Genomic DNA, 24,163 nt, shown 5'->3' with positions numbered 1-24,163 from the left:
AATCCCCCCCCCCCCCCCCTACCCCGGGGGGGGGCCCCCGGGGGTTGCCCCCGCCGGCCCCCCTCCGCGCATCCGGACGCCCTACTCCTCGGCGAACAGTTCCTCGGCGCGTGCCACGCTGAGGGAGCGGTCGAGCCAGGTGCCCAGGACGTCGAGATCGGTGCAGGCGGTGACCCGGTCCCGGACGGCGTCGGAGGTCTCGACACCACGCACCTCGAGGATGCGCAGAATGCCCTCCGCCTTGCCCTTGGCACGGCCTTCGAGCCAGGACTCCTCGACGATCGAGTTACTGCCCGGGAAGTTCGGGGTGTAAGCGGCCATCAGGCTCCTCCAGTACTCAGGTAGTCCCGCATCCTCGGCGCAGACGACGCGGTCGCCTCCACTGACCGAGAAGCCACAGCCGTTCCCGGCACGCCGGACGAAGGGTGCCCAGCAGTTCATCCGCGGGACGCCTTCCGCGTAGCCGTACGCTCTTACTCCTCGACGAACAGCTCCTCGGCGCGTGCCACGCTGAGGGAGCGGCCGAGCCAGGTACCCAGCACGTCGAGATCGGTGCACTCGGTGACCCGCTCCCGGACAGAGCCGGAGATCTCAATACCTCGCGCCTTGAGGATGCCCAGAACGGCATCGGCCTTGCCCTCGGCCCTGCCCTCGCTCTGGCCCTTGGCGCGGCCATCGAGCCAGGACTCCTCGACGATCGAATTGCTGCCCGGGAAGTTCGGGGTGTAAGTGGCCATCAGATTCCTCCAGTACTCACGACCCGGGCCTTCACCCAGTCCGATTTCGACGATCTCCGCCCAGTCCACCCGGTCCACGTCCCCGGACCCGGTCTTCCCCGCGTCGTCCGCCACTCCTGACGCCAGCGCGTCCAGTATCGCAGTCAGTCCCGGGTCCGTGGCGTAGGCGAGTGCGGAGAAGACGGCGACTCCGAGGTCTCGGGCCGCCTCGTCCGGCTCCGTGATCACGGGGAGGATTCCAGGCCCCAGGACCAGCGGGAAGACGACCATGCTGGTGTGGAAGCCACGCCCGACACGGATCGGTTCCGACGCCCAGGCCGCGGTCGCCTTGTCCTTGCACACCACCAGAAGGAACGGCGGCAACCGGTACTTGGCGTACATGTGGGCCAAGTAGTAGGTCCAGCTGTTGTGCTTGTCCGGATCCGGCTTGCCCTGCGACTCGACGGCGAGCACGAAGCCGCCCTCCTCACCGGGCACACGTACCCGGAACACACTGTCCACGCGGCGCTCAAGCGGCCTGATCTCGGTGAGATCGGTGTCCAGGGGCTCGATCGCGGTGTGCTCCGGAAACCCGATGCCCGCCCGCGGCAACAGCCGGGCGAACAGCCCCGGATCCACGCGGAAGATCCGGTGCAGCGCTTCATGCGGTGAACTGACCATGCGACGGAACGTAATCGCATGGGCACATTAAGCGCGGGGATTCGGGTCCGACTCAGCCGTACGAGTGAACATGCCAGGGGACTATGACAAGTCGGTCGGCACGCAAGACGAAGGGCGCCCGGCGGATCCCCCGCCGGGCGCCCTTCGTACGTGCGATGCCTACGCGAACTGGCGCAGGAAGGCCTGCCAGCCGTCGCGGGAGACGGTGAGCAGGGGGCCGTCCTGCTGTTTGCTGTCGCGGACGGCGCGACCGCCGGGGGCCGTGTCGGCGACTTCGACGCAGGCGTTCTCCTGACCCGAGTACGACGACTTCCAGAAGGGGCTTACGACCTCGGTCACGATGCGTCTTCCTTCAAGCTCCGGAGTATGCCCCGGATGAGCTTCGCACTCGCGTCCGGTGCCAATGCCGACGATCGTAGTACGTCGTAGGCGTTGGCGTAAGCGGCGAGGTCCTCGGCGCCCTCCAGGACCGACGTGCCTCGCAGGTTGTCCATGGCCACGGCTTCGACCGTGGGCTCCTCGTCAAAGCTGAAGGAATAGAAGGCGGAGGAGTACCCGGCCAGGACGCCCGCGCTGAACGGCAGCACCTGCACGGTGACGTTCTTGCGCTGCCCCACCTCAAGGACGGCCAACAACTGCTCCCGATGAACCTCGGGTCTCACCAGTGGGTGCGTTAGGACCGCCTCCCAGAGAATGACGGTGTACGACGCACCGCCCTCCTCGATCTTCGCTTGCCTGGCCAACCTCACCTTCACCAACTCGGCGATCCGCTCCGGCGCGAGGTAGTGCGGACCACCGGCGACGACGGCCTCCGCGTAGGCCTGTGTCTGTAGAAGGCCGGGCACCATGACCGGCTGCCACTCCCGGATATAGGTCGCGTCGTCTTCCAGGGCGATGTGGTCCGCGTAGTCCGGCCGCAGGTGCTCGGCATGCTCCAGCCACCAGCCTCGGTTCTTGGAGTGCTTGGCCAAGTCCTCCAGTTTCGAGCGGACTTCCGCGTCCCGAACGCCGAACGCGTCTAGGAGAAGCCGTACCTCGATGACGCGAGGCGTGGCATGTCCGCTCTCGATACGGCTGATCCTGGCCTGACTCGACGCAATGATCTCTGCGGCCTGCGGCTGATCCAGTTTCGCGGACAACCGGAACTGCCTGAGAGCCGTGCCAAGTCGCCTGCTGCGTACGGTCGGTCGTCCACCTGCGGGCATGAGTCCTCCCCTGTTCGGCGGCAACCTTGCCATACAGCGGCTCGATTTGACGCAAGAATCACACGATCGAGTTAGACCGGTGCATATATTTCTCGGTTTTGATTGCGCAGATCTCAGATCCAGCTCTAGCTTCAGCCCATGCCCGCAACCGAGACCTTCCTCGTCCCGAAGCACAGGCGACACGTGCCGACAGCCCGGCAGCGTTTACACAAGGCCCTCGCCGACTGGGGCGTCGCCGACGAACTCGCCGATTCCGTCCTCCTGCTGGCCGGCGAACTCGTCGCCAATGCCGTACTGCACTGCCGCACCTCGTACGCGCAGGTCGGCGTCACCCTCACCCTGGACGGCCCGGACCTGGTCCTGGAGGTCTCCGACCCGGACCGGGACCGGCTCCCCCGGCTCCACGACTCCGGCCCCGACGAGGAGGGCGGACGCGGGCTGGCTCTCGTATCGGCGTTGTCGGACGACTGGGGGTGCAGACAGGACCCGTACACCAAGTGCGTCTGGGTGCGGTTCAGCCTCACGGGGAGGCGCGATGTGGCTCCGGCGGCTCCGTGACGCGCTCACCCGGCGACGCACCGACAGGACGGCGGCGACGCTCGCCCGTGAGGTGCGCGAACCGGACCCCTACGTGTGGCCACTCCTCAGCCCCTACGACGCCCGCTGGCGCCGTTGGCACAAACGCTGCCGAGCGGCGGGGCGTTACCTGCCGCACCCGAGGGACGAGTCCTGCTGGCCCTCGCCCGGCACATCGTCTCCGCCGGTCTGGCAGACCGAGGACGACGTGGTGCGGCCGTATGTCCTCAGGCCTTGATACCGCGTCGCACCCGCGCGATCACCTGCTGCGCCTCCACGCCGTAGACGGCTGACTCCGCGAGGGCGTCCCAGGCCCGGCGGTACAGAGCGATCGTTTCAGCATCGTCGAGCCAGAGTTCGGCGTGCCAGTCCTCGACCGTGACCAGCCGGTCGTCCATTACCCAGAAGCCGTTCCCGGCCGGAACGCGCAACGGACTGTCCAAGGGGACGATCCCCAGGTGGACGGTGTCCATGCCCACCACGCCGAGCAGCCGGTCCAGTTGAGCGGCCAGGACTTCCGGCGGACACACGCGAGACTGAAGTGCGGCCTCCCACATCAGCAGGTTCAACCGCTTGCCTGGCCGGTACAGCCACTCCTGCCGCTTCAAACGGGCGCGCACCGCGTTCTCCGTGTCCTGCGGTGAACGGCGGAGCCCTGCATGCGACGCGAACAGGCTTCTGGCGTAGTCGGCCGTCTGCAAGAGACCGTTGACGACATGGCCGTCCCACACATGCAGCGTTCGCGTCTCGCCGACGACGGCATTCCATGTCTCCTGCACAGGAGCGTGCCCCGCCGCGAGCAGTCGCCGCCAGGACCGGATGTGGCTCTCGAATCCCTTCAGGCGAGCCTGTAGCTCATCGAAAGCGGCAGGCTGCCCCACCGCCTCGGCCCAGGCCCTGAGGTCGTCCTTCGTGGGGCTCTGCCTGCCGCTCTCCAGTTTGCTGACCTTCGACTGAGGCCACCCCAGGCGCCGGGCCAGTGCCGTACCGGTGAGCCGGCCATCAGGACTCTCGGCGCGCAGTTCCCGCAGCCTTCGCCCCAGTTCCTCACGCGCTCTCTGATAGTCCGTGCTCACCGGTATCCGCTCTTGCCCCTACATCTCGCTGCGCATCTCCGCCATGAATTGCTTCCACGGTACGGCGTGGTGCCAAGCAGCGTCCCGCAGCATGCAGCAGCGCACCACCTCTGCGGGCTCGGTGATCAGATCCACGTGTGTGAGCTGATCGTCGTCATCGAAGCGCAGGAGCGCGACGAGGCGGCTGTCGAAGAGCCAGAAGTCCTCGGCGGGGAGCCGGAGCCGGTCCGCGTCGGCACGCCGCATGTTGCGGATGTCCTCGCCCGACTCGATGTTCCACCGGGCGTGCTCCAACAGGTAGCGCTGACCGGTGGTGGGCGGCACATCCACCAGCCGCACCCGCTCGATGCGCTTTCCGAGTGCCGTCTGGGCCTGGATCGTCTTGCGGAAGGCACTTACCGAATCGCCCTTGGACCAGTCCTCCGCGACTCGTCCGGCCTCCATGAACTGCTTCCAGGAGTCTCCGTCCTCGTCGCTCGCGTACCGCCGCCGCGTCTCCAGGCGCCATGCGGTGTGCTCGAACTTGCCGAACAGGCCGGCGAACTCGTCGAGATCGATCGTCCGTACCTGCCGAGTCCGCTCCTTCGGGGTCCAGTCCACCAGCAGGTCGCGCGGCACCACCACGGCGACCTCGCCCTCCGAAAGGTGCTGCAGTTGGGCGACATCCTCCTGACCGAGCGGGGGCCCGTGCACGATCACCTCGCCGCTGTCCACGTCCTCGTGTACGGACGGGCATCCGCCACCGTTGCTCCCCGTCCCGTTGAACCGCAACCTGCGTGTCATACGCACCAACCGCCTTGGGTCTAAAGGATGTTGCGCACCCAGCTTGTCGGTTCCTCTGAGTGAATGTCCATGCATTCAGAGTGACGGTGCGAGAATATCGAAGAATATTCGCCCCGCTGCTCCCCTGCCCCTCCCTACGGTCGTCCCCAAACCACCCCGACCAGGAAGGGACAGCAATGTCGCACCGAAACGACCTCTACCGACTCGACCTCACCGACGCCTCGTTCGCGACGGCGTGCGGTGGCAACACGCACCCGGACGGCGAGTCCTGCGTGATCCTCGCCCGCATCGGCAGCGACGCCTGGGCCCTCGGTGACAGCAAGCGGCCGGACGCCGAGCCGCTTCGGTTCACGACCGAGGAGCTGAGCGTGGCCGGGATCGACCCGACCCGCTTCGGTCTGGCCCTCTGACTACCGCCCCGCACTCCTCTGGCCCCTCCTCCCGGCCGCCTCGCCGGGAGGAGGGGCCCGAAGAACCGAAGGACTGCCGGTGCGACACCTGCATCACCACGGCTACCTCTGGATCGGCCCCAAGTCCCGCTTCGACCAGGAGGCCCTACGGCGTCCTCCGCACCCCGAGCCGCCGCCCGCCGGGGGCCGGCCGGAGCTGGTCCAGCGGTATCGCGAGGTGGCCGCCGAGTTCCCGTCCTGCGACCTGCCCCCGCTGGAAACGCGGAACTGGCTGCGCAAGCCGCCCGTACAGGTGCGCGGCACCTGGTCCGACGCGCGGGACGCCGCAGCATGGCTCCGTGAACGCCTGACCGAGTACGCGCCCCGCTTCCTGTCCGACGCTCAGCGTGACGCCTGCCGTCTGTCCGCCCTCATCACCTCGGCGGAGGCACGGCTGCGGTGGGGCGGAGACGTGTCCCTGGGCCATTACCTCGAACGCCCGACGTTTCTGTCCCTCGCCCTGGTGGCCTGCTCCTCGCAGGACGCAACTCCCGCTCCGCCCTGCCCCGTGCTGTGAACGGGGCAGGGAGGAGCGGGAGCCCGCCGCGCTACATCGGTTCGACGAGGGCAGCCCGCCAGGCGGGCCGCCGGTCGGCCCCCAGGCTCGTCCAGTACTCCGTCCCGCGAACGACCCGCCCGTCGCGGACGGTCCAGAACGACGCCGCGCGGAAGACGCCGAGAGTGTCGTGCGGCACTTCCACCTCGGAGACGACCTCGTCGCCCTCGGCCACCACCTTGAGGACGCGAATCGACCAGCCTTCCGGGTATTCACGGTTGACCGCGACGAAGTTCTCCCGGCCGACGATGCGTTCGAGGCTGATCGGCCACTCGACAACGACGTCCTCGGCGATCAACCCGGCGACGCCCGCCCAGTCGCGGGCCTGGATCCGGTCCCACAGTGTCTCGACGACCTTTGACGATTCCATCGGCGGAGCCTTTCACACCGGTCTGACAAGGGCCTCGTCAAACGGCAGGTCGGTTGTTCCTCAGGCCAGCCCCGCCCCGATGGCGCGCCGGACGGCGTCCGCGCGATCGCGGATGTGGGCCTTGGCGAACAGGTTGTTGATGTGGGTCTTGACCGTGGCCTCGCTGATGAAGAGCTTCTCCGCGATGCCCCGGTTGGACAGGCCCTGGCCGATGAGGGTGAGGACCTCGCGTTCGCGGGGTGTGAGGTCGTCCGGCAGGGGCTGACGGGCCGCCTCGCCCGGGGCGGGCGTCGCCTTCGTCCTGGCCGTGGCGAGCAGGCGGGCCTGGACCTCGCCGTCGAGTACGGACTGGCCCGCGCCCGCGGCCCGGATCGCCCGGGTGATGTCCTGGCGTCCCGCGTTCTTGGTCAGGTAGCCGCGGGCGCCCGCGCCGAGCGCGCCCAGGATCGACTCGTCGTCGGCGAAGGTGGTCAGGACGACCACCGCCACCTCCGGGTGCTCCTCGGTCAGGCGGCGGGTCGTCTCGATGCCGTCCAGTACGGGCATGCGCAGGTCCATCAGCACCACGTCGACGGGGCCGGCGGCCACCGCCGCCAGTACCTCGGTGCCGTCCGCGGCCGCCGCTACGACGTCGATGTCCTCGGCCAGGCCGAGCACCGCGGCGAGCGGCTCCCGCACGGCGGCCTGGTCGTCGGCGACGATCACCTTCAACCGCGTTTCTTCCTCGGTCCGTTCGCTCATCCTGGAATCACCGTCTCCACCTGCCAGCCGCCCTGGTCCGGTCCCTCGGTGACCGGCCCCGCGCTGACGCTCCCGCCCAGCAGGGCGACGCGCTCGCGCATGCCGATCAACCCCATTCCGCTGCCGACCCCCGGGGTCACCGCACGGGTGGCGGGCCGGTTGCGGATCCTCAGTGTGAGCGACGACGCGGTGAACGTCAGGTCCACCCCGACCTTTCCGCCGGGTGCGTGCCGGGCCGCGTTGGTCAACGCCTCCTGGGCGATCCGCAGCAGGTTCTGGGTCACCCGGGCCGGCACCTCGCGGACGGTGCCGGCGACGGTGAGGGCGTCGTGGTGACCCGCCGACTCCACCATCGCGGTCAGGCTCTCCAGCAGCGGCAGCGCGTCCTCCCGCAGCGCGTGCACGGTCCACTGCGCCTGCTTCAGGCTCTCCTTGACCAGGCCGTGGGCCTTGGTGGTGGCCTCCCTGACCTTCTCCAGGTCGCCGGTGTCGAGCAGTGCGTCGGCCAGTTCCAGCTGCATGTTGATGCCGGCGAGGGAGTGCGCGAGGACGTCGTGCACGTCCCGGGCGATCCGGCCGCGCTCGGTGAGGACGGCGGTCCTCGCCTCCGCGCGGGCGGCGCGTTCCGCCGACTCGGCGGCCGAGAGCGCCGACCGTACGGCCTGGCGCTGGGTGCGGTTGAGGATGCCGACCGCGACCGGGACGCCGGTGGTGAGGCCGAGCAGCCAGGGCAACTCCGGGTCTCCCGGCCCGAGGTGGAAGTACAGGACGGCGGCGCAGAGCAGGGAGCATGCCGCGGCGAGGGTGAGGGCCCGCCTGGTGTCGAGCCGGTAGCCGATGTGCCCGGCGAGGAAGTAGGCGAACAGGTAGCCCGTGCCGCTGTCGCTGACGCCGAGCAGGGCGGCCGCCGCGACGATGCCGGACGAGAGCCAGGCGAGCGCCAGCCGTGGGGGGACCCGGTGCTCGGGCACGCCCCGGCCGAGCAGCGCCGCGGAGTTGACCACGAAGAGGGCGGCGACCGCCAGGCCCTGGCCGCTGAATCCCATGGGCCGGATCGTCAGGGCTCCCACGGCGACGACCGCGAGGCTCAGGCCCCACTGCACCCGCGGGTCCTGGCCGGGGACCGGACGCGGGTCCGCCCCCGGGTCCGGGGGCGGAGGGTTCTCGGTGGCGGCCACCGGCAGAACATAGCGCACGGTCAGGCCGTACGGTCGAGGACCGGCGCGGCGGAGGCGGCGGAGGCGGTGGGAGCTCCGGTCGTGGCCCGGGCGCGGCTGCGTACGTAGATCGTGGCCACCCTCGTGACCACCTCGGTGACCGCCATCAGGACGAACGCCGCCACCCAGGCCTGGTCGCTCGTGATGTGGTGGTCGATGCTGAACCGGGCGACGTCGTCGGCGCCGCCGCCGTGCTCGACCCAGACCTGGAAGCCCATGCGGGCGCCCATGCCCAGCACCCACAGGATCGCCGACACCGCGCCCGCCTTGATCACGAGGTGCCCGTCGAGGGTCCGGATCCGGGTGTAGACGCCACCCGCGACGCCGAGCGCGGCGCCCACGGCGGTGAGGGCCGCGATCAGGACGAGGTCGTTGCCCTCGGTCGGGACGGAGTCCAGGTACGAGTACGCCACGACGGCCACGATCCCCAGCGGGATCAGGAAGGTCCTGCGGTCGAGCCGGCCTTCCCGCAGCTGCCGGAAGACGACCAGAACGAGGGCGATGTCGGTGATCCACTCAGTCGTTGTCATGCCCTCAAGGCTCCTCCGACCAGGGCCGCGACACCTGGACCCAAGGGTGGAGCCGGGGGTGGAGATCCGCCGCTCCCCCGGTCTCCACCCCCGGCCCGTACGCCCCGAACGGCCCTACCGGCTCAGCCGCTGGAACCTGCGTACCGCCAGCGGCAGGAAGATCGCCGTCAGCACCACCGGCCACACGCCCGCCATCAGCAGCGCGTGCTGTTCCACCCAAGAGTCGCCACCGCCGACCGGCGTGCCGAACAGGTCGCGGGCCGCCGCCGCCGTGGACGAGATCGGGTTCCACGCGGCCACCCAGCCCAGCCAGTCGGGCATGAGCTGCGGGGCGACGAAGATGCTGGAGATCATCGTCAGCGGGAAGGCCACCGCGAACAGGCCGCCCGCCGCCTCCGGGTTGGGGACCAGGAGGCCCAGCCACACGCCGATCCAGATCAGCGCGAAGCGCAGCCACAGCAGCAGACCGAAGGCCGCCACGAAGCCCCAGCCGCCGTCCGGGCGCCAGCCCATGGCCATCGCCGTCAGCATCATGATGGCCAACTCCGCGCAGGCCACGACCAGATCGGTCACCCCGCGCCCGGCCACCACCGCCGAGGACGCCATCGGCATGGAGCGGAAACGGTCGATGACCCCCTTTGTGGAGTCGTACACGACCACGGTCGCGGTGTTGATGAAGCCGAAGGCCATGGTCATCACGAACATGCCCGGCATCAGGAAGTCCTTGTAGTCCCCGCCGCCGGGCACCGTCATCGCGCTGCCGAAGACATAGCCGTAGAGGAGGACCGACAGGATCGGGAAGCCCAGCTGCCAGGCGATGTTGACGGGCTGGCGCTGGTAGTGGGTCAGGCCGCGGCGGACGATGTTGGCGCAGTCGGCGAGCAGCCAGTAGAGGCGGCCGCGCTCGGGCGGGGCCGTCACCGGAGCGGCCGCGCTGTCGACGTCGAGGGCGCTCATGCCGCCACCGCCTCCTTCTTCTCCTTCTCCTTCTTTTTCGCCTTCTCCTTCTTCTCCTTGTCCGCGTTCCGCGCGGGCTCCACGCTCGACCGGTGGCCGGTCAGGCGCAGGAACACGTCGTCGAGGCTCGGCCTGCGCAGGCCGATGTCCTCGACGGAGACGCCCTCGTCCTGGAGGGTGCGCGCCACCTCGGTCAGGGCCGACACCCGGTCGGTGACCGGGGCGTGCACGCGCAGCGCCTCCTCTTCGACCTCGGGTTCGCCCTTGCAGACCCGGGCGACCGTCTTCACCACCCGTGGGATCTCGGCCCGGTCGGCGACCACGACCTCGATCCGGTCGCCGCCGACCAGGTTCTTCAGCCCGTCCGGGGTGTCGTCGGCGATGGCCCGGCCCCGGTCGATGACGGTGATGCGGGAGGCGAGCTTGTCGGCCTCCTCCAGGTACTGCGTGGTCAGCAGCACCGTCGTGCCGCTCGCCACCAGCTCGCGGACCGATTCCCAGACCTCGCCGCGACTGCGGGGGTCCAGGCCCGTCGTCGGCTCGTCCAGGAACAGCACGGACGGGGCGAGGATCATCGACGCCGCGAGGTCCAGGCGCCGCCGCATGCCGCCGCTGTACTTGCCCACGCCCCGGTCGGCGGCGTCGGTCAGGTCGAACTGCTCCAGCAGCTCGACCGCGCGGGCCCGGGCCCGCCTGCCGCCCAGGTGGAACAGGCGCCCGAACATCTCCAGGTTCTGCCGGCCGGTGAGCACCTCGTCCACGGCCGCGTACTGGCCGGTGAGGCCGATCCGCGCCCGCACCTCACGTGCCTGCCGGGCGAGGTCGAGGCCCGCCACCTCGGCCCGTCCCCCGTCCAGCCTGATCAGCGTGGACAGGATGCGCACGGCCGTGGTCTTGCCCGCGCCGTTCGGCCCGAGCAGGCCGTGCACGGTGCCCTCGCGGACGGTCAGGTCGAAGCCGTCCAGGGCGCGTTTGTCGCCGTAGCGCTTCTCCAGACCCTCGGCCCGTACCGCGTGTCGCTCGCTCATGGGTCCCAGTCCCCCTTCCGTTCCCTAACTGAGTACACCGTACCCGATTGCGCGTACGCCGTACTCAGTTTTTCGGCGCGGACTTAAACTGACCCCATGGCAAGCGGTACGGAGACCAGCGGCAGCGGCGACATCGGCCGCACCCTCGAACTGTTGTGGCACACCGGCCGACGCCCCAGCCGGGGCCCGAGGCCGGGCCTGACGCTGGAGCGGATCGTGGAGGTCGCCGTCGAGGTCGCGGACCGGGACGGTCTGGGCGCGGTCTCGATGCGCCGGATCGCCACCGAGCTGGGCACCGGCACGATGTCCCTGTACCGCTACGTCCCCGGCAAGGGCGAGCTGCTCGACCTGATGCTGGACCGCGTGCAGCGCCCCTCCGAGAACCCGGCCGACCTCGGCGACGGCGGCTGGCGCTCGGCCCTGCACGCCCTCGGCCACGCCGCGCTCGCCCTCTACCGCCGCCACACCTGGCTGCTGGAGGTCAACCAGTCCCGCCCGGTCCTCGGCCCGTCCGCCCTGGACGGCATGGAGAAGGTGCTCGCCCGGATCAAGCCGATGGGCCTGACCGACCCCGAGCTGGTCTCGGTGATCGTCATGATCGACGGGTACGTCGTCGGGGCCGCCCGCACGCAGGTGTACGAGCGGGAGGCCGAGCGCGGGTCCGGGCTGACGGACGCGGAGTTCTGGGCGGCCCAGGAGCCGGTGCTGGTGAAGGCCATGAGCAGCGGGCGCTACCCCGTGCTCTCCTCCCTCTCCGAGGACGCCTTCGGCACCGGCTTCGACCACTTCGAGTTCGGGCTCCAGCGCATCCTGGACGGGCTGGAGGTGCTGGTGGCCTCGCGACGGGCGGCAGCCGGCCCCGCAGCGGGGGTCGGCTCAGCGGCGCCGGAAGATCCGGCGTAGCCCGAACAGCGCGGCCAGCGCGACGAGCAGCCCGACCGCCCCCACCTTGAGCGTGTTGCCGCCCGCACCGTCGGAGTCCGCACCCGAGGCATGGGAACCGGAACCCGATCCGCCGCCCGAGTCGCCACCGCCGCCGGGCACGTCCTCGGCCTTCACGGGGCTGTTGGCACCCTCCATGCCGAGCAGCAGCTTCTTGCCGTCGGTGGTGTAGGTGGCGGACTCGCCCTGTCCCAGGGGCACGCTGATCCGCTCCCCGCGCTTGATCTTCCCGCCGTTCCAGTCGTACCAGATGCCCCCGAGGTAGCCGCGTACGGCGAGCTGCTCACCGTCCGGGGAGAAGGCGGCGTCCGTGGCCCAGAGGTCGACGGGGACGGTGGGCTTGAAGACGTTGGTGCCGGAGGGGGAGAGCTTGGCCGGGCCCTCGTACAGGTGCCCGCCGTCCTCGTGCTTGTCGATGAGGTAGACCCGCCCGGTCTTCGGGTGGACCAGCATGGACTCCGCGTCGCGGGAACCGTCCGTGTACTTCACGACGTACTGCGTCGCCTTGACGGTCTGGTCCTTCAGGTCCGTCGGCTCGGGCAGCTCGTAGATCCACACGTACGGCCAGGTCACGCCGTCGTTGTCGCCGATGTCGCCGACGAAGATCTTGTTGCCGGGCCCGATGGCGATCGCCTCGACGTCGCGGGGCGTGCCGACGCCGGACAGCGCGACGCGGGCGACGGTCTCGCCGGTGGCACCGTCCACGGCGTAGATGTACGGGCCGGTGTCCTGGTCGTTGTGCGTCCAGTAGATGCCGGGGTGCAGACGGGACGCGGCGAGGCCGCTGGACTCGGTGATGCGCGGGTCCTTGATGGTGAACCCGTCGCTCCCGGCGGGCCCGTCGTCCGCGTCCGCCGCGGAGGCGGGCACGGCGAACGCACCCACGAGAAGGGCCGAGGCGAGGAGGGCGAAGGGTCGGCGCATGCGCCAAGCCTGCCATCCCGCGCGGGCGTTCACGTCGGCGGTCACCCCCTCGGTCACCCTGCGTGGTCGGGCTCACATCGCGTCGACCAGGCCGATCGTCCATGATGAGCGGATGCTCAGGTTCATGTTCGTCGGTGACTCCATGACGATCGGGAGCGCAGGCGAACACACGTGGCGCTACCGGCTGTGGCAGCACCTGCGCGACTCCTGCGGCCGCCCCTTCACCTTCGTCGGCCCGCGCGAGACCCTCCACGACCGGGTGACGGACGCCCCCACCTCGTGCGCCTACGCCGCCCCCGGCTTCCCCCGCGCCCACCTGGCCGGCTGGGGCGAGGGCTGGCACCACATGACCCCGCTGATCGCGGAGACGGTACGGTCCTGCCGCGCGGACGTGCTCCTGGTCTCGCTGGGCCTCATCGACCTCGGCTTCTACACCAACGCCGAGCAGACCGCCGCCAACGTCCGCGCCTTCGTGGCGAACGCGCGCTCGGCGAACCCGCGCGTGCGCGTGGCGGTGATGCCGGTGCTGCACAACATCCGGGTGGACGCCGACGAGACCTTCGCCGAGCAGGTCGCCCACTTCAACGAACTCCTCGTGAAGACCGTCGCCGACCTCGACGACGCGGGCTCCCCGCTGCTGCTCGTCCCGCCGCCGCCCACGTACGACTTCCACACGGACACCTACGACGGCACCCACCCCAACGAGCGCGGCGAGCACCGGATCGCGCAGGCCTTCGCGACGGTGCTGGACGAGGAGTGGGGGCTCGGCGGGCCCTACTCCCCCGGCCCTTCCCCTTCGTCCCCGTAGGCCGCCCGGATCTCCCGGATCTCCCGGACCAGGCGGTCTGCGCAGGCCCGCACGGCCCGGCCGCTCCAGTTCTCCGTCTCCTGCCCGAGGTAGACGGCGCGCGCGTGGGCGAGCGGCGGCCGGTACGAGGCGGGCAGCCGCCCCAGCGCCCAGTCCGCCGCCGCGTCCTTCGACCGGATGTCACCGGTGACGAGCGTGCTCCAGACGCGGGCGAGGGTGAGCAGCACGTTGCGCGTGTCCGGCTCCAGCTCGGCCAGCAGCTCCGGCACCCCGGCGGTGATCGCCCGCCGTAGGTCACCGTGGGGCACGGGGTCTAGGAGGGTTGCGGGCGGCGGGCCGTACAGCGGGGCGTCGGCGCGCAGCACCATCGTCAGCAGCGGGGCCAGGTCGGGGTCGTCCTCCGGCTCCGGGACGGCACCGCGTTCGTAGGCGCCGCGCAGCCACTCGCCGTACAGGTACTCCCGGCGGGGCGGATACCGCCAGGGCCGGACCTCGTCCCGCACGACGGCGATCAGCTCGACGGGACGCCCCGCACCGCCGGACACGCCGAGCAACTCCTCGGTGAGTCGCGCGCGTTGCCCGTACGTCGTCGGGCGCCCCAGGACGACGAGGAGATCGAGGTCGCTGTACGGGCGCAGCCCGCCGAGGGTGGCGGAGCCGTGCGCGTAGACGCCGAGCACGTGGCCGTCCTCGTCGAGGTGCCGCCGGACGAGGGCGACGAGGTGATCGGTGCGGTCCCGGTCCCGCTCCAGGTCTGGCATATGCGCGTCCTCCCGTGTCCTGGTCGCCGTGCGTATCGTTGTACCGCGCGGCTGTGCTCGTCGTTGGGTCAGCCGGGGAGGAGCGCCACGATGACCGTCCTTGAAGACAGGATCGCCATGGCCGACGCCAACACGGAATGCTTGGATGCGTGGTTCGAGCGCCTGGAGCGGATGCCCGTCCCCGAAGGATTCAGGGTCGAGATCGTCGGGGGCAACGTCCACATGACACCGCAGCGCGACACGCATTGGGCAATCATCCGCCGGATGGTACGGCCCATCGAGGACCGGTTCGGCATGGACGTCCTGGTCCTCTCGGACGTCCGCATCGACTTCCCAGGCCACAAGAACGGCTTCTGCCCCGACGTGGCCAAGCTCCGCGACGGCGCGAAGCAGGACGAAACGGGCCACTGGCGCTACCAGGACGTCGAGTTCGTGGCCGAGGTCATCTCCCAGGGCACCGCCGCCAACGACTACGGCCCCAAAAAGCTCGCCTACGCCGCAGCCGAGGTCCCCCTCTACCTCATCGCCGACCCCTACCAGGGGCGCTGCCACGTCTTCTCACAGCCTAAGGACGGGGACTACACGGCCGAGTTCCGGCTCGCCTTCGGGCCGGACCTGGACCTCACCGACACCGTCCTCGGCCTCACACTCCCCACCGCGGGCTTCCCCCGCGACTGAGCGGGCCCGCTTGCCTGGAGCGCACTCCAAGTCGTTGGCTTGGGGACCATGAAGTACACGCAGCTCGGACGCACGGGACTCAAGGTCAGCCGGCTCGTCCTCGGCACCATGAACTTCGGTCCGCAGACCGAGGAGGCCGACAGCCACGCCATCATGGACACGGCGCTGGACGCCGGCATCAACTTCTTCGACACCGCCAACGTGTACGGCTGGGGCGAGAACAAGGGCCGTACCGAGGAGATCATCGGCAACTGGTTCGCGAAGGGCGGCGACCGGCGCGACCGGACCGTCATCGCCACCAAGGTGTACGGCAACATGGGCGCCGACGGCGAGGCGTGGCCCAACCACGACAAGCTGTCCGCCGTGAACATCCGGCGTGCGGTCGACGCCAGCCTCAAGCGGCTGCGGACCGACCACATCGACCTGTACCAGTTCCACCACATCGACCGCGCCACCGGTTTCGACGAGATCTGGCAGGCCATCGACGCGCTGGTCCAGCAGGGCAAGGTGCTGTACGCCGGATCCTCGAACTTCCCCGGGTACAAGATCGCGCAGGCCAACGAGACCGCCGCCCGGCGCGGCGGGACCATCGGCCTGGTCAGCGAGCAGTGCCTGTACAACCTGGCCGAGCGCCGCGCCGAGATGGAGGTGATCCCGGCCGCGCAGGAGTACGGCCTCGGCGTCATCCCGTGGTCGCCGCTGCACGGCGGGCTGCTCGGCGGGGTCATCAAGAAGGAGGTCCAGGGCGGTCGCCGGGCCTCCGGACGGGCCGCCGACGCCCTGGCCGACCCGGCGAAGCGGGCGCAGATCCAGGCGTACGAGGACCTGCTCGACAAGCACGGCGTCGAGCCGGGCGAGGCCGCGCTGGCGTGGCTGCTGACCCGGCCCGGCGTGACCGGCCCCATCGTGGGTCCGCGCACCGCCGAGCAGCTCGCGTCGGCACTCAGGGCGGTGGAGCTGGAGCTGTCGGACGAGCTGCTGACCGGGCTCGACGAGGTCTTCCCGGGGCCGGGGCCCGCTCCGGAGGCCTTCGCCTGGTAGCGGGGTGAGGTGGTGGGCGCGGCGGCGGCCGCCCAGGGGCCTGTCAGCCCAGGGCCGCCGCCACCGCCACCACGACGAGCATCAGCACGAGCACACCGGCCATGATCCGGTTACGGGTCTTCGGTTCCACGCCCCCGAGCCTAACCGGCGGCGCCGAGCGGGCTGCGGGCGACCACCTCGTAACGGGGCTGCTCGCCCGGCACGCCGGACTCCGGCAGGTGGCTGCGCACCAGCGCCAGGTCGGTCACGGTCCAGGTGCGGCTGGAGAAGCCGCCCAGCGTCTCGACGTAAGGGCGTACGTCGAACGCGTCGCGGCTGCGGGCCACCGTCAGGTGAGGCTTGTAGCGCCGGTGCTCCCCCATCTCGACGCCCGCCTTGCGCCCCGCCGACTCCGCGCGATCGGCCAGCAGCCGCAGGGTCGCGAGGTCACCCTCCACACCGGCCCACAGCGCCCGCCCGTGCCCGAAGTGCCCGCCACCACGCAGCGCCAGCTCGAAGGGTTCGGTACGGCGTGCGGCCCGATCCAGCCGGGCCGACAGCTCCGACACGAGACCGTCGTCCACCTCACCGTAGAAGGCGACGGTGAGGTGCCACCCGTCACGCCCGGTCCAGCGCAGCCCGTCCGCCCCCGGCAGCCTCCGCAGCGCGGCCACCTCGGCGCCGAGGGCGGCGGTGACGCCCTCCGGGGGGAGTACGGCGGCGAACAGTCTCATGCAGGCCAGTCTCCCCCGGAGAACGCGTGTACGCCCGCGCGTGTCCTGGTCACCGTGCGTATCGTTGTACCGCGCGGCTGCACTCGCGTCGGGAGCAGCCGGGGAGGAGCGCCACGATGACCGTCCTTGACGACAGGATCGAGATGGCCGAGGAGAGCGTCGAGCTGACTCTGGACGTCATGTTCGAGTGGCTTGAGAAGTTGCCCGTCCCCGAGGGTTACAAGACCGAGATCGTCGGGGGGCACGTATTCATGTCGCCACAGCGCCACCATCACTTTGAGATCGTCTTCCGCATTCTGGAACAACTGCGCGTCAAGTACGCATTCAAGCACCTGGCCTCGGACGTGCGGATCGACTTCCCCGGACGGCTGAACGGATTCGCTTGCGACGTCGCGGCCCTCGCCGACGGGTCGGTCATGGACGGCAAGGGTCACTGGCGCTATCAGGACGTCGAATTCGTCGCCGAGGTCATCTCCAAGGACACCGGGGCCAACGACTACGGCCCCAAGAAGGACACCTACGCCGCCGCCGAAGTCCCGGTGTACCTGATTGTCGACCCGTACTCCGGCGAGTGGCACCTCCACACCCTCCCCAAGGACGGCAAGTACCACGCCGCCGTCAGCTTCGGCTTCGGCGAGGACGTCGACCTGACCGGGACCGTCGTCGGCCTCACCCTCAAGACCGACGACTTCCCTCGCGACTGACCGGGCACCGGACCCGGCCTACGCCGCAGGCGCCAGTGCCTCCCGGCGTTCGCGCGGGACGAAGCGGACCTGCGGGTGGCCGCGGTGCCAGCCGACCGACAGGCGCAGGTTCCCGACGCGGGCCAGGACCAGACCGATGACGAGGGCGGCGGTGGCGGCCACCGCGCCGCCCGCGGCGAAGCCGACCCGGGCGCCGTAGGTGTCGGTGACCCAGCCGACGATCGGGGCGCCGATCGGGGAGCCGCCGAGGAAGACCATCATGTACAGGGCCATCACGCGGCCCCGCATGGCCGGGTCGGTCGACATCTGGATGCTGGTGTTGGCGGTGACGTTGACCGTCATGCTGAAGACGCCGATGGGGACCATGAGCAGCGCGAAGAGCCACAGCTCGGGCGCCGTCGAGGCCACGATCTCCAGGGCGCCGAAACCGAGGGCCGCGGCGATCAGGACGCGCAGCCGGGCCGTGCCGCGGCGGGCGGCGAGCAGGGCGCCGGCCAGCGAGCCGACGGCCATGAGGGTGTTGAAGAGGCTGTACGCCCCGGCGCCCGCGTCGAAGACGTCGTCGGCGAAGGCGGACAGGAAGACCGGGAAGTTGAAGCCGAAGGTGCCGATGAACCCGACCAGGGTGATCGTCCAGATCAGCTCGGGGCGGCCGGCGACGTAGCGCAGGCCCTCGCGGAGCTGGCCCTTGCCGCGCGGGGTGGGCCGTCCGGCGTGCAGTTCGCGGGCGCGCATCAGCAGCAGGCAGCTGAGCGGCGCGACGAAGGACAGGCCGTTGGCGAGGAACGCCCAGCCGGTGCCCACACCGGTGATCATCAGACCGGCGACGGCGGGGCCGACCAGGCGGGCCGACTGGAAGTTGGCCGAGTTCATGCTGACCGCGTTCTGCAGCTGGTCGCGGCCGACCAGCTCGGAGACGAAGGTCTGGCGGGCCGGGTTGTCCATGACCGTGGCCAGGCCCATCGCGAAGGCGGCGACGTAGACGTGCCAGACCTGGACGTGTCCGCTCAGGGTGAGGACGGCGAGGGCTAGCGCGGTCAGGGCCATCGCGGACTGGGTGACCAGCAGCGTGGGCCGCTTGGGCAGGCGGTCGACGAGGACGCCGCCGTAGAGGCCGAAGAGCAGCATCGGCAGGAACTGCAGGGCGGTGGTGATGCCGACGGCGGCCGAGGAGCCGGTGAGGCTGAGCACCAGCCAGTCCTGGGCGATGCGCTGCATCCAGGTGCCGATGTTCGAGACGACCTGGCCCATGAAGAACAGGCGGTAGTTCCTGACCTTCAGGGAGGCGAACATCGACGTCTTGCGAGGGGCGTCGGGGGTGGTGGTGGTCGGGTTGTCGGGGCCGTCAGGTGCGGGGGCGGAAGCTGCTCCGGATCCCGTACTCAAAAGGGTTCGCCTCCTCGCGAGAACTGCTTACTTGTGGGCGAGCTTCTCCAGCACGGGGGCGGCGGCGCGCAGTTTCGCCCACTCGTCCTCGTCGAGGCCCTCGACCAGCGTGGCCAGGAACGCGTTCCGCTTGCGGCGGCTCTCCTCGAGCATCACCACGGCCTGCTCGGTCTGCGTCACGACCTTCTGGCGCCGGTCCTCGGGGTGCGGCTCCAGCCTGACCAGGCCCTTGGCCTCGAGCAGCGCCACGATGCGGGTCATCGAGGGCGGCTGGACGTGTTCCTTGCGGGCCAGCTCGCCCGGGGTCGCGCTGCCGCAGTTCGACAGGGTGCCCAGCACCGACATCTCGGTGGGGCTGAGCGACTCGTCGACCCGCTGGTGCTTGAGCCGACGGGACAACCGCATCACGGCGGAGCGCAGGGAGTTCACGGCGGCGGCGTCGTCGCCATGGTTGAGGTCCGGCATGTTCCTTAGCGTAACTCATTAGTCTGGCGAAATACCAACGCACTTCCACCCCGGTGCCCGTGACGCCCGCCACTGAAACCCGCAGTTCACCCGTACGAGTGAGTCGTTTCCGGAAATGGAGGCATCACCCGGCCCGTCGGGGCGACCCTCGTGCTCATGGGGACCAGCGTGCTCAGCCTGCGGATAGACGGGGAGCTGCTCGACCGGCTCCGGGATCATGCGGCCAAAAGAGGAATGAGCGTCCAGGACTATGTCGTCCGGACGCTCATCCGCGATGACTTCGACGAGCGGTTCCAGTCCGCCGTGGAGGAGACGGAACGGTTCTACGGGGTGCCGTGAGCCGGGATCAGGTCAGGCCCAGGGCCGGCATCAGGTAGTAGAAGGCGAAGACCGCCGACACCACGTGCATCGCCACCGGCACCTCGCGGCCCCGGCCGGCCGCCAGGCGCAGCACCGAGAAGGTGATGAAGCCCATGCCGATGCCGTTGGTGATCGAGTAGGTGAACGGCATCATCAGCATCGTCACGAAGGCCGGGATGGCGACCGTGAAGTCCGACCAGTCGATCTCCTTGATCGAACCGGCCAGGATCAGGAAGCCCACCGCGATCAGCGCCGGGGTCGCCGCCTGCGACGGGACCATGGTGGCGACCGGCGTGAGGAACAGCGCCAGGGCGAACAGCGTGCCCGTGACGATGTTGGCGAAGCCGGTGCGCGCGCCCTCGCCGACACCGGCCGTGGACTCCACGAAGCAGGTGGTGGCGGAGGCGGAGCTGGCACCGCCCACGGCGACCGCGACGCCGTCGACGAACAGGACCTTGTTGATGCCCGGCATCTGACCCTCGCCGTCGGTCAGCTTCGCCTCGTCGCTGACGCCCATGATCGTGCCCATCGCGTCGAAGAAGCACGACAGCAGCACGGTGAAGACGAACAGCACGCCGGTCAGGACGCCGACCTTCTCGAACCCGCCGAACAGGCTGACCTCGCCGACCAGCCCGAAGTCGGGCGTGGCGACGGGGTTGCCGGGCCACTCGGGCGTGGTCAGGCCCCAGGAGGGGATGTCGGCGACGGCGTTGATGATCATCGCGACGCCGGTCATGACCACGATCGAGATGAGGATGGCGCCCGGCGTCTTCCGGACGATCAGCGCGAGGGTCAGCAGCACGCCGAGGATGAAGACCAGGACCGGCCAGCCGGTGAGGTGCCCGCCGGTGCCGAGCTGGATCGGGACCGTGGTCTGGGCGGCGTCCGGCATCCGGGTGATGAAGCCGGAGTCGACGAGACCGATGATCATGATGAACAGGCCGATGCCGATCGCGATGGCCTTGCGCAGGCTGTAGGGCACGGCGTTCATCACGCGCTCGCGCAGCCCGGTGGCGACCAGCAGCATGACGACGAAACCGGCCAGCACCACCATGCCCATGGCGTCCGGCCAGGACATCCGCGGGGCGAGCTGGAGCGCGACGACGGAGTTCACGCCGAGACCGGCGGCGAGCGCGATCGGCACGTTGCCGATGACGCCCATCAGGAGCGTGGTGAACGCCGCCGTCAGCGCGGTAGCGGTGACCAGCTGACCGTTGTCGAGCTGGTGGCCGTACATGTCCTTCGCGCTGCCCAGGATGATCGGGTTCAGCACGATGATGTAGGCCATCGCGAAGAAGGTGGCGAAGCCGCCGCGGATCTCACGGGGCAGGGTGCTGCCGCGCTCGGAGATCTTGAAGTAGCGGTCGAGGCCGTTCTGCGGGGGCCGCCGGTCTTGCGGCGACTCGGGGGACGGGGGGACCTTGGCGGAGGCCGAGGTGGACATGCGGGGACCTCATCACCAACAGGTTCCCCCACGGCCTTGTCGGTGTTCCTATTGGTGTTTTCTACGAATGAAAGCGGTCAGAGACAAACGGGTTCAGTATGAACGTATGAGCCCCTGATCGCTATCTCCGCGCGTAGACCCGCGGAATCACCGTGTGGCGCCGCGCCGTCAACCCGTTCGCACGCTCCTCGTAAGCTGTACGCATGACGAAGTGGACACCCACGCACGAGGCGCCAGAGCCCCTGGAGGGCCCCGTGGTTGCGACCATCGTCGGCGGCACCATCCTCTGGTTCGTCCTCTTCCTGGTGCAGCTGCCCTTCTACGGCTGGTTCGACGAGAACGGGCACACCTGGTGGGTGTGGACCTGCCTGGCCGGCGCGGGTCTCGGCCTGATCGGCATCTGGTACGTCCGGGGACGCGACGCCGCGATCAAGCGGGACACCGCGGCCACGGCCGCCGCGGCCGCCGCGGACCGGAAGTAATACCAGGGCAGCACACCGAACCCGCCCGTCTCGTACCCAGGTCGGATCTTCGCCGCACTCGATGGGTGAAGCCGTAAATCCGCACGTACCGTCGAATCCATGACGCATCTCGACGCGGACAGACTCGACCCGGAGCATCCCGCGCACGCCGTTGACGCCCCTTCGCCCGCGACCGGGCTCACGGCGGCCGGGGTCGCCGAGCGGATCGCCCGCGGCCAGGTCAACGACGTGCCGGTGCGCAGCAGCCGCTCCCTGGCCGACATCGTCCGCGCCAACGTCTTCACCCGGTTCAACGCGATCATCGGCGTGCTCTGGGTGATCATGCTGTTCGTCGCGCCGATCCAGGACAGCCTGTTCGGCTTCGTGATCCTCGCCAACACCGGCATCGGCATCGTTCAGGAGTGGCGGGCGAAGAAGACCCTCGACTCCCTGGCCGTGATCGGCGAGGTCCGCCCGACGGTGCGCCGGGACGGGAAGCCCGCCGAGATCAGCACGTCCGAGATCGTGCTGGACGACGTCATCGAGATCGGCCCCGGCGACAAGGCCGTGGTCGACGGGGTGTGCGTCGAGGCCGACGGGCTGGAGATCGACGAGTCCCTGCTGACCGGCGAGGCCGACCCGGTGGTCAAACAACCGGGCGACCAGGTGATGTCGGGCAGCTTCGTGGTCGCGGGCGGCGGCGCCTTCCGGGCGACCAAGGTCGGCCGCGAGGCGTACGCGGCGCAGCTCGCCGAGGAGGCCTCCCGCTTCACGCTGGTCCAGTCCGAGCTGCGCTCCGGCATCTCCACGATCCTCAAGTACGTCACCTGGATGATGGTCCCGACCGCGATCGGCCTGATCCTCAGCCAGCTGCTCGCCAAGGACAACGAACTGGACGACTCGATCGCGCGCACCGTCGGCGGCATCGTGCCCATGGTCCCCGAGGGCCTGGTCCTGCTCACCTCCGTCGCCTTCGCGATCGGCGTCGTCCGGCTCGGCCGCAAGCAGTGCCTCGTCCAGGAGCTGCCCGCGATCGAGGGCCTGGCCCGCGTCGACACCGTCTGCCTGGACAAGACCGGCACCCTCACCGAGGGCGGTATGGACGTCACCGACCTGCGCGTCCTCGACGGCGCCGACAAGCGTCACGTCCGCGCCGTGCTCGGCGCCCTCGGCGCGTCCGACCCGCGCCCCAACGCCTCCCTCCAGGCGATCATCGACACCTACCCGCTCGACGGGTCCGCCGGGACGTGGCGGAACACGCGGTCGCTGCCCTTCTCCTCCGCCCGCAAGTACAGCGGCGCCACCTTCGAGGAAGGCGACGGCGCCTCCCGTACGTGGCTGCTGGGCGCCCCGGACGTGCTGCTGCCCGAGGCCGACCCGGCGCTCGCCGAGACCGGCCGGCTCAACGAACAGGGCCTGCGCGTACTGCTGCTCGCCCGCGCCGCCCGCGACCTGGACGACCCCGAGGTCGCCGCGGGCGTCGAGCCCACCGCCCTGGTGGTCCTGGAGCAGCGGCTGCGCCCGGACGCCGCCGACACCCTGCGCTACTTCGCCGACCAGGACGTGCGCGCCAAGGTCATCTCCGGCGACAACGCGGTGTCGGTCGGCGCGGTCGCCGCCAAGCTCGGGCTGTCCGGAGCCACCGTGGACGCGCGCCGGCTGCCCGCCGAGCGGGAGGAGATGGCGGGCGCCCTGGACGAGGGCACGGTGTTCGGGCGGGTCACCCCGCAGCAGAAGCGGGACATGGTGGGCGCCCTGCAGTCACGCGGCCACACTGTCGCGATGACCGGCGACGGCGTCAACGACGTCCTCGCGCTCAAGGACGCCGACATCGGCGTGGCGATGGGCTCCGGCTCGGAGGCGACCCGGGCGGTCGCGCAGATCGTGCTGCTCAACAACAGCTTCGCCACGCTGCCGTCGGTGGTGGCCGAGGGCCGCCGCGTCATCGGCAACATCACGCGCGTGGCGACCCTGTTCCTGGTCAAGACCGTGTACTCGGTGCTGCTCGCGATCCTGGTGGTCTGCTCGCAGGTGGAGTACCCGTTCCTGCCCCGCCACCTCACCCTGCTCTCGACGCTCACCATCGGCGTCCCGGCCTTCTTCCTGGCGCTCGCCCCGAACAAGGAACGGGCCAGGCCCCACTTCGTCCGGCGCGTCATGCGGTACGCGATCCCGGGCGGGGTGGTGGCCGGGGCGGCGACCTTCGTGACGTACCTCGTCGCCCGGCAGCACTACACCGGCCCCGGCGCGCTGGACGCGGAGACCAGCGCGGCGACGCTGACGCTGTTCCTGATCTCGATGTGGGTGCTGGCGATCATCGCCCGGCCGTACACGTGGTGGCGGGTGCTGCTGGTGGCGGCGATGGGGCTGGGCTTCGTGGTGGTGCTGGCGGTGCCGTGGCTGCAGGACTTCTTCGCGTTGAAGCTGGTGGGGGTGACGATGCCGTGGACTGCCGTCGGCGTTGCGGTGGTTGGTGCTGGCGTTCTGGAGTTCACCTGGAGGTGGGTGGATCGGCGGTTCCCGGTGTGACGGTTTGTTGTTCGCTGCGGCGCCGTTGTGGCTGGTCGCGCAGTTCCCCGCGCCCCTTAGGG

29 protein-coding genes are annotated in these 24,163 nt (G+C 70.1%); 11 read left to right on the top strand and 18 right to left on the bottom strand.

Annotation, left to right across the window (positions count from 1 at the left end; all coding sequences use genetic code 11):
* Positions 1–81: 81 nt before the first annotated feature.
* The 4 genes from ACFV9J_RS14815 to ACFV9J_RS14800 all read right to left on the bottom strand — a co-directional run bounded on the left by ACFV9J_RS14815 (position 82) and on the right by ACFV9J_RS14800 (position 2,602).
* Positions 82–321, bottom strand: a complete 240-nt coding sequence (locus tag ACFV9J_RS14815) for a hypothetical protein (RefSeq protein WP_385354086.1) — start codon at positions 319–321, stop codon at positions 82–84.
* A 152-nt stretch (positions 322–473) separates the two neighbouring features.
* Positions 474–1,397: a hypothetical protein gene (locus tag ACFV9J_RS14810; protein WP_385354084.1), complete on the bottom strand. Its 924-nt coding sequence runs from the start codon at positions 1,395–1,397 to the stop codon at positions 474–476.
* A gap of 159 nt (positions 1,398–1,556) precedes the next feature.
* Positions 1,557–1,736: a DUF397 domain-containing protein gene (locus ACFV9J_RS14805; protein ID WP_031045225.1), complete on the bottom strand. Its 180-nt coding sequence runs from the start codon at positions 1,734–1,736 to the stop codon at positions 1,557–1,559.
* A complete protein-coding gene (locus ACFV9J_RS14800) occupies positions 1,733–2,602 on the bottom strand; it encodes a helix-turn-helix domain-containing protein (RefSeq protein WP_385354082.1) in 870 nt (289 codons plus the stop codon). Before ACFV9J_RS14800 ends, ACFV9J_RS14805 begins: the two co-directional genes overlap by 4 nt.
* A gap of 138 nt (positions 2,603–2,740) precedes the next feature.
* On the opposite strand from ACFV9J_RS14800, the gene ACFV9J_RS14795 reads away from it, so the two are divergent.
* Positions 2,741–3,160, top strand: a complete 420-nt coding sequence (locus ACFV9J_RS14795) for an ATP-binding protein (protein ID WP_385354080.1) — start codon at positions 2,741–2,743, stop codon at positions 3,158–3,160.
* A gap of 245 nt (positions 3,161–3,405) precedes the next feature.
* Here ACFV9J_RS14795 and ACFV9J_RS14790 read toward each other — a convergent pair whose 3' ends face one another.
* Both ACFV9J_RS14790 and ACFV9J_RS14785 read right to left on the bottom strand, forming a co-directional pair.
* A complete protein-coding gene (locus ACFV9J_RS14790; RefSeq protein ID WP_385354078.1) occupies positions 3,406–4,254 on the bottom strand; it encodes a helix-turn-helix domain-containing protein in 849 nt (282 codons plus the stop codon).
* A gap of 18 nt (positions 4,255–4,272) precedes the next feature.
* On the bottom strand, positions 4,273–5,037 hold the full coding sequence (locus ACFV9J_RS14785; RefSeq protein ID WP_385354076.1) for a DUF6879 family protein: 765 nt from the start codon (positions 5,035–5,037) through the stop codon (positions 4,273–4,275).
* Between the two features lie 176 nt (positions 5,038–5,213).
* On the opposite strand from ACFV9J_RS14785, the gene ACFV9J_RS14780 reads away from it, so the two are divergent.
* Positions 5,214–5,447 (top strand): DUF397 domain-containing protein, encoded by a 234-nt coding sequence (locus tag ACFV9J_RS14780; protein ID WP_385354074.1) that lies wholly within the window; start codon positions 5,214–5,216, stop codon positions 5,445–5,447.
* Positions 5,448–5,535: 88 nt separating this feature from the next.
* Entirely contained in the window at positions 5,536–6,003 is a 468-nt protein-coding gene (locus tag ACFV9J_RS14775) for a hypothetical protein (RefSeq protein WP_385354107.1), read from the top strand.
* Positions 6,004–6,034: 31 nt separating this feature from the next.
* On the opposite strand, the gene ACFV9J_RS14770 is transcribed toward ACFV9J_RS14775, so the two are convergent.
* The 6 genes from ACFV9J_RS14770 to ACFV9J_RS14745 all read right to left on the bottom strand — a co-directional run bounded on the left by ACFV9J_RS14770 (position 6,035) and on the right by ACFV9J_RS14745 (position 10,885).
* Positions 6,035–6,412, bottom strand: a complete 378-nt coding sequence (locus ACFV9J_RS14770) for a nuclear transport factor 2 family protein (RefSeq protein WP_385354072.1) — start codon at positions 6,410–6,412, stop codon at positions 6,035–6,037.
* Positions 6,413–6,472: 60 nt separating this feature from the next.
* Positions 6,473–7,153 (bottom strand): response regulator, encoded by a 681-nt coding sequence (locus ACFV9J_RS14765; RefSeq protein ID WP_385354070.1) that lies wholly within the window; start codon positions 7,151–7,153, stop codon positions 6,473–6,475.
* Positions 7,150–8,349: a sensor histidine kinase gene (locus tag ACFV9J_RS14760; RefSeq protein ID WP_385354068.1), complete on the bottom strand. Its 1,200-nt coding sequence runs from the start codon at positions 8,347–8,349 to the stop codon at positions 7,150–7,152. Before ACFV9J_RS14760 ends, ACFV9J_RS14765 begins: the two co-directional genes overlap by 4 nt.
* Positions 8,350–8,351: 2 nt before the next feature.
* Positions 8,352–8,900 (bottom strand): hypothetical protein, encoded by a 549-nt coding sequence (locus tag ACFV9J_RS14755; protein ID WP_385354066.1) that lies wholly within the window; start codon positions 8,898–8,900, stop codon positions 8,352–8,354.
* Between the two features lie 114 nt (positions 8,901–9,014).
* Positions 9,015–9,857, bottom strand: coding sequence for an ABC transporter permease (locus ACFV9J_RS14750; RefSeq protein ID WP_385354064.1), 843 nt, complete (start codon positions 9,855–9,857; stop codon positions 9,015–9,017).
* Positions 9,854–10,885, bottom strand: a complete 1,032-nt coding sequence (locus ACFV9J_RS14745) for an ATP-binding cassette domain-containing protein (protein WP_385354062.1) — start codon at positions 10,883–10,885, stop codon at positions 9,854–9,856. The genes ACFV9J_RS14750 and ACFV9J_RS14745 overlap by 4 nt, the downstream gene beginning before the upstream one ends.
* A 96-nt stretch (positions 10,886–10,981) precedes the next feature.
* On the opposite strand from ACFV9J_RS14745, the gene ACFV9J_RS14740 reads away from it, so the two are divergent.
* Positions 10,982–11,788 (top strand): TetR/AcrR family transcriptional regulator, encoded by an 807-nt coding sequence (locus tag ACFV9J_RS14740; RefSeq protein ID WP_385354060.1) that lies wholly within the window; start codon positions 10,982–10,984, stop codon positions 11,786–11,788.
* Here ACFV9J_RS14740 and ACFV9J_RS14735 read toward each other — a convergent pair.
* The gene (locus tag ACFV9J_RS14735; RefSeq protein ID WP_385354058.1) at positions 11,762–12,751 is read right to left on the bottom strand and encodes a WD40 repeat domain-containing protein; all 990 of its coding nucleotides are present in this window, start codon (positions 12,749–12,751) and stop codon (positions 11,762–11,764) included. The genes ACFV9J_RS14740 and ACFV9J_RS14735 overlap by 27 nt on opposite strands.
* Before the next feature lie 112 nt (positions 12,752–12,863).
* Here ACFV9J_RS14735 and ACFV9J_RS14730 point away from each other — a divergent pair, with 112 nt between their 5' ends.
* Positions 12,864–13,559 (top strand): GDSL-type esterase/lipase family protein, encoded by a 696-nt coding sequence (locus tag ACFV9J_RS14730; protein WP_385354056.1) that lies wholly within the window; start codon positions 12,864–12,866, stop codon positions 13,557–13,559.
* Here ACFV9J_RS14730 and ACFV9J_RS14725 read toward each other — a convergent pair.
* A complete protein-coding gene (locus ACFV9J_RS14725) occupies positions 13,526–14,320 on the bottom strand; it encodes an aminoglycoside adenylyltransferase family protein (RefSeq protein WP_385354054.1) in 795 nt (264 codons plus the stop codon). The genes ACFV9J_RS14730 and ACFV9J_RS14725 overlap by 34 nt on opposite strands.
* A gap of 90 nt (positions 14,321–14,410) precedes the next feature.
* Between ACFV9J_RS14725 and ACFV9J_RS14720 the strand changes: the two genes are divergently transcribed.
* Together ACFV9J_RS14720 and ACFV9J_RS14715 are read left to right on the top strand one after the other, a co-directional pair.
* Positions 14,411–14,998 carry a Uma2 family endonuclease gene (locus tag ACFV9J_RS14720; RefSeq protein ID WP_385354052.1) on the top strand — a complete coding sequence of 196 codons (588 nt, stop codon included), beginning with the start codon at positions 14,411–14,413 and terminating at the stop codon, positions 14,996–14,998.
* Between the two features lie 48 nt (positions 14,999–15,046).
* On the top strand, positions 15,047–16,039 hold the full coding sequence (locus ACFV9J_RS14715) for an aldo/keto reductase (RefSeq protein ID WP_385354050.1): 993 nt from the start codon (positions 15,047–15,049) through the stop codon (positions 16,037–16,039).
* Between the two features lie 140 nt (positions 16,040–16,179).
* On the opposite strand, the gene thpR is transcribed toward ACFV9J_RS14715, so the two are convergent.
* On the bottom strand, positions 16,180–16,752 hold the full coding sequence (gene thpR, locus ACFV9J_RS14710; RefSeq protein WP_385354048.1) for an RNA 2',3'-cyclic phosphodiesterase: 573 nt from the start codon (positions 16,750–16,752) through the stop codon (positions 16,180–16,182).
* Positions 16,753–16,868: 116 nt separating this feature from the next.
* Here thpR and ACFV9J_RS14705 point away from each other — a divergent pair, with 116 nt between their 5' ends.
* Complete coding sequence (locus ACFV9J_RS14705) at positions 16,869–17,456, top strand: Uma2 family endonuclease (RefSeq protein WP_385354046.1); 588 nt, start codon at positions 16,869–16,871, stop codon at positions 17,454–17,456.
* An 18-nt stretch (positions 17,457–17,474) separates the two neighbouring features.
* Here ACFV9J_RS14705 and ACFV9J_RS14700 read toward each other — a convergent pair whose 3' ends face one another.
* Both ACFV9J_RS14700 and ACFV9J_RS14695 read right to left on the bottom strand, forming a co-directional pair.
* A complete protein-coding gene (locus ACFV9J_RS14700; protein WP_385354044.1) occupies positions 17,475–18,842 on the bottom strand; it encodes an MFS transporter in 1,368 nt (455 codons plus the stop codon).
* A gap of 27 nt (positions 18,843–18,869) precedes the next feature.
* On the bottom strand, positions 18,870–19,307 hold the full coding sequence (locus ACFV9J_RS14695) for a MarR family winged helix-turn-helix transcriptional regulator (RefSeq protein WP_153179291.1): 438 nt from the start codon (positions 19,305–19,307) through the stop codon (positions 18,870–18,872).
* 150 nt (positions 19,308–19,457) lie between these two features.
* Between ACFV9J_RS14695 and ACFV9J_RS14690 the strand changes: the two genes are divergently transcribed.
* Positions 19,458–19,646 carry a hypothetical protein gene (locus tag ACFV9J_RS14690; RefSeq protein ID WP_003974640.1) on the top strand — a complete coding sequence of 63 codons (189 nt, stop codon included), beginning with the start codon at positions 19,458–19,460 and terminating at the stop codon, positions 19,644–19,646.
* 7 nt (positions 19,647–19,653) lie between these two features.
* Here ACFV9J_RS14690 and ACFV9J_RS14685 read toward each other — a convergent pair whose 3' ends face one another.
* Complete coding sequence (locus ACFV9J_RS14685) at positions 19,654–21,111, bottom strand: NCS2 family permease (RefSeq protein ID WP_385354041.1); 1,458 nt, start codon at positions 21,109–21,111, stop codon at positions 19,654–19,656.
* Between the two features lie 203 nt (positions 21,112–21,314).
* On the opposite strand from ACFV9J_RS14685, the gene ACFV9J_RS14680 reads away from it, so the two are divergent.
* On the top strand, positions 21,315–21,593 hold the full coding sequence (locus tag ACFV9J_RS14680; protein WP_385354039.1) for a DUF2530 domain-containing protein: 279 nt from the start codon (positions 21,315–21,317) through the stop codon (positions 21,591–21,593).
* Positions 21,594–21,692: 99 nt separating this feature from the next.
* A complete protein-coding gene (locus ACFV9J_RS14675) occupies positions 21,693–24,101 on the top strand; it encodes an HAD-IC family P-type ATPase (RefSeq protein ID WP_385354037.1) in 2,409 nt (802 codons plus the stop codon).
* The last annotated feature ends 62 nt before the right edge of the window (positions 24,102–24,163 follow it).

The organism is Streptomyces sp. NPDC059906, assembly GCF_042730645.1.
GTDB classification, from domain to species: domain Bacteria; phylum Actinomycetota; class Actinomycetes; order Streptomycetales; family Streptomycetaceae; genus Streptomyces; species Streptomyces rubrogriseus.
Note: the sequence above shows the minus strand (reverse complement) of the source record. Positions and strands in the feature narration are given on the sequence as shown.

Bases quoted from the DNA above. Each gene is read 5' to 3' on its own strand.
- ACFV9J_RS14815 (WP_385354086.1), bottom strand. From the start codon at position 321: ATGGCCGCTTACACCCCGAACTTCCCGGGCAGTAACTCGATCGTCGAG.
- ACFV9J_RS14810 (WP_385354084.1), bottom strand. From the start codon at position 1,397: ATGGTCAGTTCACCGCATGAAGCGCTGCACCGGATCTTCCGCGTGGAT.
- ACFV9J_RS14800 (WP_385354082.1), bottom strand. From the start codon at position 2,602: ATGCCCGCAGGTGGACGACCGACCGTACGCAGCAGGCGACTTGGCACG.
- ACFV9J_RS14795 (WP_385354080.1), top strand. From the start codon at position 2,741: ATGCCCGCAACCGAGACCTTCCTCGTCCCGAAGCACAGGCGACACGTG.
- ACFV9J_RS14785 (WP_385354076.1), bottom strand. From the start codon at position 5,037: ATGACACGCAGGTTGCGGTTCAACGGGACGGGGAGCAACGGTGGCGGA.
- ACFV9J_RS14780 (WP_385354074.1), top strand. From the start codon at position 5,214: ATGTCGCACCGAAACGACCTCTACCGACTCGACCTCACCGACGCCTCG.
- ACFV9J_RS14770 (WP_385354072.1), bottom strand. From the start codon at position 6,412: ATGGAATCGTCAAAGGTCGTCGAGACACTGTGGGACCGGATCCAGGCC.
- ACFV9J_RS14765 (WP_385354070.1), bottom strand. From the start codon at position 7,153: ATGAGCGAACGGACCGAGGAAGAAACGCGGTTGAAGGTGATCGTCGCC.
- ACFV9J_RS14755 (WP_385354066.1), bottom strand. From the start codon at position 8,900: ATGACAACGACTGAGTGGATCACCGACATCGCCCTCGTTCTGGTCGTC.
- ACFV9J_RS14750 (WP_385354064.1), bottom strand. From the start codon at position 9,857: ATGAGCGCCCTCGACGTCGACAGCGCGGCCGCTCCGGTGACGGCCCCG.
- ACFV9J_RS14745 (WP_385354062.1), bottom strand. From the start codon at position 10,885: ATGAGCGAGCGACACGCGGTACGGGCCGAGGGTCTGGAGAAGCGCTAC.
- ACFV9J_RS14740 (WP_385354060.1), top strand. From the start codon at position 10,982: ATGGCAAGCGGTACGGAGACCAGCGGCAGCGGCGACATCGGCCGCACC.
- ACFV9J_RS14735 (WP_385354058.1), bottom strand. From the start codon at position 12,751: ATGCGCCGACCCTTCGCCCTCCTCGCCTCGGCCCTTCTCGTGGGTGCG.
- ACFV9J_RS14730 (WP_385354056.1), top strand. From the start codon at position 12,864: ATGCTCAGGTTCATGTTCGTCGGTGACTCCATGACGATCGGGAGCGCA.
- ACFV9J_RS14725 (WP_385354054.1), bottom strand. From the start codon at position 14,320: ATGCCAGACCTGGAGCGGGACCGGGACCGCACCGATCACCTCGTCGCC.
- ACFV9J_RS14720 (WP_385354052.1), top strand. From the start codon at position 14,411: ATGACCGTCCTTGAAGACAGGATCGCCATGGCCGACGCCAACACGGAA.
- ACFV9J_RS14715 (WP_385354050.1), top strand. From the start codon at position 15,047: ATGAAGTACACGCAGCTCGGACGCACGGGACTCAAGGTCAGCCGGCTC.
- thpR (WP_385354048.1), bottom strand. From the start codon at position 16,752: ATGAGACTGTTCGCCGCCGTACTCCCCCCGGAGGGCGTCACCGCCGCC.
- ACFV9J_RS14705 (WP_385354046.1), top strand. From the start codon at position 16,869: ATGACCGTCCTTGACGACAGGATCGAGATGGCCGAGGAGAGCGTCGAG.
- ACFV9J_RS14695 (WP_153179291.1), bottom strand. From the start codon at position 19,307: ATGCCGGACCTCAACCATGGCGACGACGCCGCCGCCGTGAACTCCCTG.
- ACFV9J_RS14685 (WP_385354041.1), bottom strand. From the start codon at position 21,111: ATGTCCACCTCGGCCTCCGCCAAGGTCCCCCCGTCCCCCGAGTCGCCG.
- ACFV9J_RS14680 (WP_385354039.1), top strand. From the start codon at position 21,315: ATGACGAAGTGGACACCCACGCACGAGGCGCCAGAGCCCCTGGAGGGC.
- ACFV9J_RS14675 (WP_385354037.1), top strand. From the start codon at position 21,693: ATGACGCATCTCGACGCGGACAGACTCGACCCGGAGCATCCCGCGCAC.